Source organism: Siccirubricoccus soli, from assembly GCF_024178315.1.
GTDB classification, from domain to species: domain Bacteria; phylum Pseudomonadota; class Alphaproteobacteria; order Acetobacterales; family Acetobacteraceae; genus Siccirubricoccus; species Siccirubricoccus soli.
In genome coordinates this window covers 1-9,291 of record NZ_JAMZIK010000193.1, presented here as the reverse complement: position 1 = coordinate 9,291, position 9,291 = coordinate 1, and the positions used below count along the sequence as shown (strand labels likewise).

The 9,291-nt window shown below is 73.2% G+C and carries 9 protein-coding genes; 1 reads left to right on the top strand and 8 read right to left on the bottom strand.

From position 1 onward, the window contains the following. Nucleotides 1–394 (bottom strand): tripartite tricarboxylate transporter substrate-binding protein (locus NJ376_RS25235; RefSeq protein ID WP_252956085.1); only part of this gene is annotated, 394 nt, incomplete at its 3' end. A gap of 71 nt (nucleotides 395–465) precedes the next feature. On the opposite strand from NJ376_RS25235, the gene NJ376_RS25230 reads away from it, so the two are divergent. Next, entirely contained in the window at nucleotides 466–1,443 is a 978-nt protein-coding gene (locus NJ376_RS25230) for a cyclase family protein (RefSeq protein WP_252956083.1), read from the top strand. A gap of 270 nt (nucleotides 1,444–1,713) precedes the next feature. Here the strand turns inward: NJ376_RS25230 and NJ376_RS25225 are convergent, their stop codons facing one another. The 7 genes from NJ376_RS25225 to NJ376_RS25195 all read right to left on the bottom strand — a co-directional run. Further along, nucleotides 1,714–2,805 (bottom strand): OmpA family protein, encoded by a 1,092-nt coding sequence (locus NJ376_RS25225; protein ID WP_252956081.1) that lies wholly within the window; start codon nucleotides 2,803–2,805, stop codon nucleotides 1,714–1,716. 294 nt (nucleotides 2,806–3,099) lie between these two features. Then, nucleotides 3,100–3,936: a nucleotide-binding protein gene (locus NJ376_RS25220; protein WP_252956079.1), complete on the bottom strand. Its 837-nt coding sequence runs from the start codon at nucleotides 3,934–3,936 to the stop codon at nucleotides 3,100–3,102. Then, the gene (locus tag NJ376_RS25215; protein WP_252956077.1) at nucleotides 3,933–4,931 is read right to left on the bottom strand and encodes a flagellar biosynthesis protein FlhF; all 999 of its coding nucleotides are present in this window, start codon (nucleotides 4,929–4,931) and stop codon (nucleotides 3,933–3,935) included. The genes NJ376_RS25220 and NJ376_RS25215 overlap by 4 nt, the downstream gene beginning before the upstream one ends. Before the next feature lie 16 nt (nucleotides 4,932–4,947). Further along, a complete protein-coding gene (flhA, locus tag NJ376_RS25210) occupies nucleotides 4,948–6,954 on the bottom strand; it encodes a flagellar biosynthesis protein FlhA (protein ID WP_252956091.1) in 2,007 nt (668 codons plus the stop codon). A 187-nt stretch (nucleotides 6,955–7,141) separates the two neighbouring features. Then, nucleotides 7,142–8,533 carry a sigma-54-dependent transcriptional regulator gene (locus tag NJ376_RS25205; RefSeq protein ID WP_256476584.1) on the bottom strand — a complete coding sequence of 464 codons (1,392 nt, stop codon included), beginning with the start codon at nucleotides 8,531–8,533 and terminating at the stop codon, nucleotides 7,142–7,144. Beyond that, nucleotides 8,530–8,823 carry a flagellar motor switch protein FliN gene (fliN, locus tag NJ376_RS25200; protein ID WP_252956087.1) on the bottom strand — a complete coding sequence of 98 codons (294 nt, stop codon included), beginning with the start codon at nucleotides 8,821–8,823 and terminating at the stop codon, nucleotides 8,530–8,532. The genes NJ376_RS25205 and fliN overlap by 4 nt, the downstream gene beginning before the upstream one ends. 30 nt (nucleotides 8,824–8,853) lie before the next feature. Beyond that, a partial coding sequence (locus tag NJ376_RS25195) for a FliH/SctL family protein (protein WP_252956075.1) occupies nucleotides 8,854–9,291 on the bottom strand: 438 nt, incomplete at its 5' end.

Here is a 9,291-nt window from a genome sequence, read left to right as displayed (position 1 = left end):
CGGGGAAATCCGCCTTCACCGCCAGCACGCCGGGGAAGGTCACCACCTGGGAGATCGGGGTGAAGCTGGCATAGTCGAAGGGCAGGCCCTTCATCAGGCTCGGGTTCACCAGATGGGAGGAGGCATCCCAGAGCAGGGTGTAGCCATCCGGCGCCGCCGCCGCGACCAGGCCGCCGCCCAGGTTGCCGCCCGCGCCGGTGCGGTTCTCCACCACGAAGCCCTGGCCCAGCTTCTGACTCATCACCGGGGTGATGGCCCGCGCCGCGCTGTCCGCCGCACCGCCGGCCGCGAAGGGCACCACCAGGCGGATCGTCCGGTTCGGCCAGGCCCCCTGCGCGTGCGCGAGGGCAGGGAGCAGGGCGGCGCTCAGCAGGGCGCGGCGCGGCAGGGGCATATTGTCGGTCTCTCCGGGTCGCCGCACACTCCGCGGCGACGTCCAGGTAGCAGAGAAAGACGAGGGAACCCATGCCGCCCCACTATGCCGAACTGCCCCGCCCCGAGGATGGATCGGGCCTGCCCCTCGCCTGGGGCGTCTGGGGCCCCGAGGACGAGATCGGCACGCTGAACCGCATCACGCCGGAGACGGTGGCGGCTGCGGCCTCGGAGATCCGGGAGGGCCGCCGCTTCAACCTGAACCTGCCGCTGGACGAGCCCTTCGGCGTGGCGCTGGAGAGCCCGCATCGCCGCCGTACCGCGCCGAGCCCGACGCTGATCGCCGATGAGCAGCCAGGTCGGCTGATCCGCGACGACAAGCTGGACAGCTTCTGGCTGCAAGGCAGCACGCAATGGGACGGGCTCTCCCATTTCGCGGATCCCTATCACGGCTTCTACAACCACGCCCCCATCAGCGCGATCACCCACGGGCCGGAAAGCCGCAACGGCATCGACAAGGCGCTGCGCCACGGCATCGCCGGCCGCTGCGTGCTGGCCGACCTCGCGCGCCACTTCGCCGCCCGCGGCCGGGATTGGGGCCCGCTCGGCGGCCGCCGCGCCAGCGCCGAGGAGGTGGCGTCCTGCCTCGCCCATCAGGGGGTGGCGCTGCGCCCGGGCGACATCCTGCTGATCCGCACCGGCTGGCTGGAGGCCTTCCGCGCCGCGCCGGATGCCGCCGCCCGCCACCACCTGATTCGCGGCACCGGCAACGCCCAGGACTACAGCGGCCTTTCGGGCGGGGAGGATATGTGGGCCTTCCTCTGGGACCAGGGCGTGGCCGCCACCTGCGCGGACAACCCCACGGTGGAGGTCTGGCCCTACTTCCCCTGGAAGCCGACGCTGCATTGGGCGATCGCCCGGCTTGGTCTCGTCATCGGGGAGTTCTTCGACTTCGAGTCGCTGGCCGCCGACAGCGCCGCGACCGGCCGCTACACCGCCTTCTTCACCGCCGCACCGCTGCATCTCCGCGGCGGCGTCGGCTCTCCCGGCAACGCCCTGGCCATTCGCTGAGGCTAGGCCAAGCATTTTGGAGCAATATCCGATCAGGCGGATTCGCCCGATCAGATGCCTAGCTCTAGAAAACATAAGATCTGGAGCAGCTTATCTCCGCCCTGATGGATCACGCCATGATCCATCGGGGCGGACGCTGCTCTAGTGCCCGGCCGCAACCGGCCTTTCCGGTGCCCCGCCACGGCTTTGCCGCGGCGGGCTGCGGGAGGCGCCGACCGCCCAGCGCCATCGGGACCCATGAGGCCGTGCCAGCGGCCTCATGGAAAGCTACTACTTCAGCACGATCTCGACGCGGCGGTTCTGCGGCTCGCGCACGCCATCCGCCGTCGGAACCAGCGGGCGGGTTTCGCCATAGGCGGAGACGGCGATCAGGTTGCGCGCGATGCCGCGGCGCACCAGCTCGGCCGCCACCGCATCCGCCCGGCGCTGCGACAGGCGCTGGTTGTATTGCGGCGTGCCGGAACGGTCGGCGTGACCGGCCACCTCGATGCGCGTGGTCTGCACCTGCGGCGCCGCGGCCGCCGCCTCGCCGATGATCTGCCGGGCGCGATCGGTCAGGTCCGCCCGATCCCAGTCGAAGAACACCAGATAGGTGCGGGCGGTCACGGGCGGCTGCGGCGCCTGCTCCACCACAGCCGGGGCCGGGCGCGGCGCGTTGAAGACATAGCGCAGGCCGAACAGCACGCTGTGGTTCTCGGCGCCGAATTTCAGCTTGCCTGGCACGGCGGGGGAGCCGGCGCCGCCGGTGCGGTCGATGTCGTTGCTGCTGTCGAGCGCGCCGACATAACGATACTCGGTGGTGAAGGAGAGGCCGGGGACCATGCCGCCCAGGCCCCAGGAGATGCCGGCGATGGCCTGGTAGGCGAAGGCGCCGCTGGTGTCGTCGACACGGTAGCTGGAGCCGCCGGCGGCCAGCCGCGCATTGCTGATGTCGCGCCAGAGATAGCCGACACCGCCGCCGAGATAGGGCATCATGCCGTTCGGGGCGATGCCGAAGCTCGACAGGTCGAAGTCGAACAGTACATTCGCCATTGCGCCATATTGCTGGATGTAGCCGCTGCTGCCGATGCGGCCCGCGCCGGCGGCGGTCACCGTCTCGATCTCGCTCTGGCGGTAATTGCCTTCCAGCTCGGCGCGGAAGCCGTTGCCGAAGCCCCAACCCAGATTCACCACGCCGCCGACGCCGACATCGCGGTCATGCACCCGCAGGCCGCGATTCGACTGGTCATGCCACAGGTTGATGCCGGCGCCGGCCCCGATATAGGGCCCGCTGACCGTCTGCGCCGCAGCATCGCGCGGCTGGGCCAACAACAAGGGCAGCGTCAGACAGGTCGCTGCAAGAAGAGCTGGGCGAAGGGACATGCGGGCATCTCCGGCTTGGCGGAACGTGTCGGATTCACAACTTTCCGCAGCGATGACATCACCCGACGTAAGCGCGAAACCGGGGCGCAGAACAGCCCGATTCACCCGCGGGCAGAATGCCGCGCACAGAAATTCCCGTGAGTAAGGCCGCGCGCCTGGGTCAGATGGTGCGCGCAGGCGTGGCCGGTCGCCCCCGTCGCACAAGATGTACCGGCCGGGGCGCTTCGCCGTCCTGTCCGCGGCGCGCCGGCATCCCGGCTGCGGTCGGGGTCGCACCAAGCCGGCCGGAAGCGATCAGCACGACGCCTGGGCCCCGGGGGTGGGAAAGCCGGCGCGATTCTCCCCAGCGGGACTGGAGAGGCCCGCATCCCAGCCCGGCTGTGGCCGCTCCAGCAGCCGCGCCGCCAGCACTTCCACATCCCGGGCTGCGGGGCTGGCCGGATGGCGCGTCAGCAGCGGCGTGCGGCGGCGGATCGCCTCCGGCACCCTGGCATCGCGCCGCACCACCCCGGCCAGCGGCACCCCGGCGCCGAGGAAGCCACGGCAGGCCCGGTCCAGCGCCTGCCAGGTGCGCTCGCCCGCGGCGGCGTCCGCCGCCTGGTTCACCACCACCGCCGCCGCGCCGCCCGGCCGGTCCCGCCGGTGCAGCTTCAGCACGGCATAGGCATCGGTCAGGCTGGTCGGCTCCTCCGTCGCCACCACCAGCAGCAGGTCGGCGGCGGCGGCCAGGCGCCGCACCCCCTGGTCCAGCCCGGCGCCGAGATCCAGCACCACCTCCCGCCACTCCCTCCGCGCGCGCAGCAGCGCGGCGAGCAGCCGGGCGAAGCCGGCCTCCCCGGGATTGGCGAGGGCGCCGGAGCCGGAGCGGCCGGGCAGGATGTCGAAGCCCGCGGCGTGGCGCTGCACCACCGAAGCGAGGTCCTGCCCCCCGAGCAGGACGCCGAGATCCCGTGCCGGGTCGAGGCCGAGCTGCACATCGACATTGGCGAGGCCGAGATCGGCGTCCGCCAGCAGCACACGCCGCCCGGCCCGGGCCAGCGCCTGGGCCAGGGTGATGGACAGCCAGGTCTTGCCCACGCCGCCCTTGCCGGAGGCAATGGCGATCAGGCGGCCGGCAGGGGCGGGGGTCATGCGCAAGGCTCCGGATCGGCGCTGCCAGAAGGAGAGGCAGGCGGTGGGGCAGGGGGCCAGGCGCCGAGCCGCGCCGCGAGCCAGGCGGGGTCGAGCGCGGTCAGCCCCTCCGCCGCGCCCGGCCCGGTGCCGGCTTCGGTGAGGAGCAGGCCGCAAGCGGCCGCCGCCAGCACCCCGCCCAGGCGGCGGGCCGTGTCCAGCCGCGTCGGCAGCAGGTGGCGGGCGCCGAGTGCCGCGTAGGCGCGGGCGATCTCGCTTGCCTCATCGGCATCGAGCCCGGCGGGCAGCACCAGCACCATGGCTGCCTCTACGGCGCGGGCCAGCGCTGCCAGCTCCGCCGCCGTGACCGGGTCGAAGGGGTTGCAGCCGGCGGTGTCGATCAGCGCCACCTGACCGGGCTGCCGCCGCGCCAGGGCCTTCACCAGCGTGCCCGGCGCCGGTGCCACCGCCAGGGTCAGGCCCAGCACCCGGGTGAAGGCGGCAAGCTGCTCCGCCGCCCCGGCACGGGCGCCATCCGTCGTCACCACCAGGGGCGGCTGGCCGGCCAGCACAGCGCGGGTGGCGAGCTTGGCGCAGGTCAGGGTCTTGCCCGCCCCGGCCGGGCCGGCCAGCAGCAGCGGTCGTGCCGCGCCATCCGGCAGGGGGCCGAAGCCGAGCACCGCCGCCAGCCGTGCCGCCAGCGCCGCCTCGGGATCCTCCGCGCCACCGGGCGCCAGCCGGGCGGCGAGGGCGGTGGGCAAGTTGTGGCGGGCCAGGGCCGGCGGCAGGGCGGGCGCCAGGGGAGGCGGCGCGGCCGGCGCCACCGGCGCCGACGTCGGCAGGGAGGGCGGGATCAGCAGCGGCTCCGCCGGCTCGGCCGGTTCCACCGCCGCCGTCACCTCGACCCCGCCCCGGCTGCGGCGGGTCTCGAGGATCACCGCCTCCTCGCCCAGTTCCGCCCGCACCAGCGCCATGGCCTCGGCCATCCGGCTGGCGCGGAACAGCTTCAGCCGCATGCCCGCATCCCCGGCATCAGATGCTCCCCACGGTGCGGATGCGGGCGCGCGGATGGATCTCCTGCTGGCTCATCACCGCGGTGGCGGGGCGGAAACGCTCAACGATGGCGCGGACATGGCCACGGATGGCGCTGGAGCAGACCAGCACCGGATTCTCTCCGGCATTGGCCGCGGCGTCGAACACCTCCTTCAGCCGGACCATGAATTCCTGCAGCCGCGATGGCGCCATGGCAAGCTGCCGATCCTCCGGCGGGCCGGTCAGCGCCTCGGCGAAGGCCATTTCCCAATCGGCGGAAAGGGCGATGAGCGGCACATAGCCCTGCGGCCCCCGCGCCGCGTCCGAGAGCTGCCGCGCCAGCCGCACCCGCACCATGGCGAGGATGCCCGGCACGCTGCGCTGGCCGGAGGCGGCGGCTTCCTGGATGCCCTCCAGGATGGTCGGCAGGTCGCGGATCGAGACCCGCTCCGCCAGCAGCGCCTGCAGGACCCGCTGCAACCCGCCGACCCCGATCTGGGACGGGATGATGTCGCTGACCAGCTTCTGGTGCTCCTTCGGCAGCTCATCCAGCAGCTTCTGGGTCTCGCTGAAGGAGAGCAGCTCCGGCATGTTGTCGCGCACCGTCTCGGTCAGGTGCGTCGCCAGCACGCCGGCGCAATCCACCACGGTGCAGCCGCGCGCCAGCGCGTCCTCGCGCAGCGATTCCTCGATCCAGAGGGCGGGCAGGCCGAAGGTCGGCTCGCTGGTCTTCTCGCCGGGCAGGTTCGGCACCTGGCCGGAGGGATCGATGGCCAGGTGCAGCGGCGGCCGCAGCCGGCCACGCCCGGCCTCGATCTCTTTCACCCGCAGGATGTAGGTGTCGGGCGGCAGTTCCAGATTGTCCTGGATGCGGACGCTGGGCAGGACGAAGCCCATCTCCTGCGCCATGGAGCGGCGCAGCAGGCGGATCTGCTCGGTCAGCCGCGGTGCTTCCCCGGCGGCGAGGGAGAGCAGCCCGTAGCCGAGCTCGAGCCGCAGCAGGTCCAGCCGCAGCGCCTCGGCCACCGGCGGCTCCCCGGGCGGTGGCGGGGGCGGCGGCGGCGCCTCGGCGATCTTCCGCTCCGCCTCCCGCTTGCTCCAGGCAGTGGCGCCGGCGGCGCCGGCCAGGGCCAGGAAGGGCAGCAGCGGCATGCCCGGCAGCAGGCCGAGGATGCCCGCCGCGCCGCCCGCCAGCGCCAGCGGCTTCCAGCCGGCGCCGAGCTGGCGGCCCATCACCTCATCGGCCCGCTCCTCGCCCGAGCCCTTGGTGACGACGATGCCGGCGGCGACCGAGATCAGCAGGGCCGGGATCTGGCTGACCAACCCGTCGCCGACCGTCAGCATGGAGAAGGTCGTCGCCGCCTCCCCCACCGCCAGCCCGTGCCGCACCACGCCGATGGCCAGGCCGCCGACCAGGTTGATGACGGTAATGATGAGGCCGGCGACGGCATCGCCGCGGACGAATTTCGCGGCGCCGTCCATGGCGCCGTGGAAGGCGCTTTCCTGCTCCAGCTCGCTGCGCCGCTTCTTCGCCTCCGCCTCGTTGATCAGCCCGGCGGACAGGTCGGCATCGATCGCCATCTGCTTGCCCGGCATGGCGTCCAGGCTGAACCGCGCCGAGACCTCGGCGATGCGGCCGGAACCCTTGGTGACCACCATGAAGTTCACGACGAGCAGGATGGCGAAGACGATGAGGCCGACGACGACATCGCCGCCCATCAGGAAGCCGCCGAAAGCCGCCACCACATGTCCGGCGGCCTGCGGCCCCTCATAGCCATGGGTCAGGATGATGCGGGTGGTGGCGACGTTCAGCGCCAGGCGGAACAGGGTGGAGAGCAGCAGCACCTGCGGGAAGGCGGTGAAGTCCAGCGGCCGCTGCAGGAACAGCGCCACCATCAGGATCAGCACCGAGAGGGTGATGGAGAGCGCCAGCGCCGCATCCAGCAGCAGGGTGGGCAGCGGGATGATGAGGACGGCGAGCAGCAGCGCCACGCCGAGGGCGAGCATGACGTCCCCGCCCGGCCGCGCCAGGCGGAGCCAGTTGGGCAGGGCGATGGAGCCCAGCACGCGCTATGCCCCATGCCGTCGCGGCGCGACGCTATGGGGGCCGCGATGGGCGCTCCCGATCAGCGCCTCGCACAGCCTGACGCGGACAAGCCGCGTCACGGCAAGGGGCAGCGGCAGGCGGGCCTGCTCAGCCATCCGCGCTCGAGGCCCCGGCGGGCAGCAGGGCGGGATGGCCGGTGGGCACCTGCACCCCTTGCGCACGGTATTCGTGCAGCTTGTTGCGTAGGGTGCGGATGGAGATGCCGAGGATCTCCGCCGCCCGCGTTCGGTTGCCGAGGCAATGGGTGAGGGTTTCGAGGATCAGGTCGCGCTCCACCTCCTCCATCTTCCGGCCGACCAGGGCGCTGACGCCGCGCGCAGGGGCCGCGGCGGGCGCTTGCGGCGCGGCGGGGGCAGGGGGGGCAGGTGCGACGGCCGAGGCCAGCGGCGTCAGCTCGATCGCCTCGGCGCCGATGCTCGGGCCGCCGGCCAGCAGCACGGCGCGGTGCAGGGTGTTCTCCAGCTCCCGAACATTGCCGGGCCAGGGATGCGCCAGCAGCAGCGCCTCCGCTTCCGGCGAGAGGCCGCGCCGCGGCAGGCCGTTGGCGGCGGCGAAGCGGCGGGCGAAATGCTCGGCCAGGGCCAGGATGTCGCCCGGCCGCTCCCGCAGCGGCGGGATGCGCAGCGTCACCACGTTCAGGCGGAAGAACAGATCCTCCCGGAACCGGCCCGCCCGCACCTCGGTGCCGAGGTCCCGGTTGGTGGCGGCCAGCAGCCGCACATCCACCTTCACCGGGGCGGTGCCGCCCAGCCGGTCCACCTCCCGCTCCTGGATCACCCGCAGCAGCTTGGCCTGCAGCCGCGGGTCCATCTCGCCGATCTCGTCCAGCAGCAGAGTGCCGCCATCGGCCTGCTCGAACTTGCCCTTGCGGGAGGCCACGGCGCCGGAGAAGGCGCCCTTCTCATGGCCGAAGAGCTCGCTCTCCAGCAGCGTCTCCGGCAGAGCGGCGCAGTTCAGCGCGACGAAGGGGCCGCGGGCGCGGCGGCTCTCGTTGTGGATGAAGCGCGCCAGCACCTCCTTGCCCGTCCCGCTTTCCCCGGTGATGAGGAGGTTGGCGCTGGAGGTGGCGAGCTGCCTTGCCCGCTCCAGCAGCGCCGCCATCAGCGGGTCGCGGCAGATCGGCCCCTCCGCCTCGCCGCTCACCGCCTGGAGCATGGCGGCGATCAGCTCCGCCTCGGGCGGCAGCGGAAGGAATTCCTTGGCGCCGGCGCGGATGGCGCGGACCGCCGCGCTGGCATCGGCATTGCGGCCGCAGGCGATCACCGGGCAGGCGATCCGTTCCTCCGCCATCTGGGCGACCAGCCAGCCGATATCGTGCGCCAGCTCGCAGAGGACGAGGTCGGCGCCCTCGCCGCGCAGCCGGGCCAGCGCCGCGGCCACGCCCTCCGCCTGGGCCAGCCGGGCGCCGCGGGCGGCGGCGATGCGCGCCGCCTGGCCCAGCTCCCCCTCCAGCGTGCCGATGATGAGCAGGCGGATCATCCCTGGCGGTCCGCCTTGACGATTTCCGTCATGGTCACGCCGAGGCGGTTCTCATCCACCATCACCACTTCGCCGCGTGCGACCAGGCGGTTGTTGACGTAGATGTCCACCGCCTCGCCCAGCTTGCGGTCCAGCTCCACCACCGCGCCGCGGCCGAGCTTGAGGAGCTGCGAGACCTGCATGGTGGCGCGGCCCAGCACGGCGCTGACCTGCACCGGGATGTCATAGACCGCCTCCAGGTCGCGGGCGGAGGCGGCGCCGCCGCGGCCGCCGGTCTCCGCCGCGTTCATCGCCTCGAAGGGGCTCGGTTCCGGCATGGCTCAGCACTCCTCGGGGGTGGGGGTCAGGCCGAAGCTGGCCAGCAGCGCCGCCGCTGCCTGGCGCCGCGCGGCGAGCGACAGGGTCGCGCCGCCGCCGCGCCATTCGGCGCGGGCATCGCCCGGCGCCAGGGCGGGATCCTCGGCGAGGCCGATCCGCGGATCGGCGAGCCGCACCGCCACCGGCTCGGCCAGGCCCGGGGCGACGAAGAGGGTCACGCTCCGCCCCTCGGCCAGCAGCGGGGCAAGGGTGGCGGCAAGGCCGGCGACGCTCTCCGGCGCCAGCCTTGCGGCGGCGGCGGGCAGGGCGGCGTCCAGCGCCGCCAGCAGCAGCTCCGCCAGCGCCTGGGCGCTGGCCTCCGCCGCCGCCGTCAGCGCCGCCTCCTGCTCCGTCAGGGCGGCGGCGATGGCCTCCAGCGCCCGCGTGCTTCGCTCCGCCTG

Excerpts from the sequence above, each read along its gene's own strand:
- flhA (WP_252956091.1), bottom strand. The coding sequence starts at position 6,954 with ATGCTCGCCCTCGGCGTGGCGCTGCTGCTCGCCGTCCTCATCATCCCG.
- NJ376_RS25215 (WP_252956077.1), bottom strand. The coding sequence starts at position 4,931 with ATGCGGCTGAAGCTGTTCCGCGCCAGCCGGATGGCCGAGGCCATGGCG.
- NJ376_RS25225 (WP_252956081.1), bottom strand. The coding sequence starts at position 2,805 with ATGTCCCTTCGCCCAGCTCTTCTTGCAGCGACCTGTCTGACGCTGCCC.
- NJ376_RS25220 (WP_252956079.1), bottom strand. The coding sequence starts at position 3,936 with ATGACCCCCGCCCCTGCCGGCCGCCTGATCGCCATTGCCTCCGGCAAG.
- NJ376_RS25205 (WP_256476584.1), bottom strand. The coding sequence starts at position 8,533 with ATGATCCGCCTGCTCATCATCGGCACGCTGGAGGGGGAGCTGGGCCAG.
- NJ376_RS25230 (WP_252956083.1), top strand. The coding sequence starts at position 466 with ATGCCGCCCCACTATGCCGAACTGCCCCGCCCCGAGGATGGATCGGGC.
- fliN (WP_252956087.1), bottom strand. The coding sequence starts at position 8,823 with ATGAACGCGGCGGAGACCGGCGGCCGCGGCGGCGCCGCCTCCGCCCGC.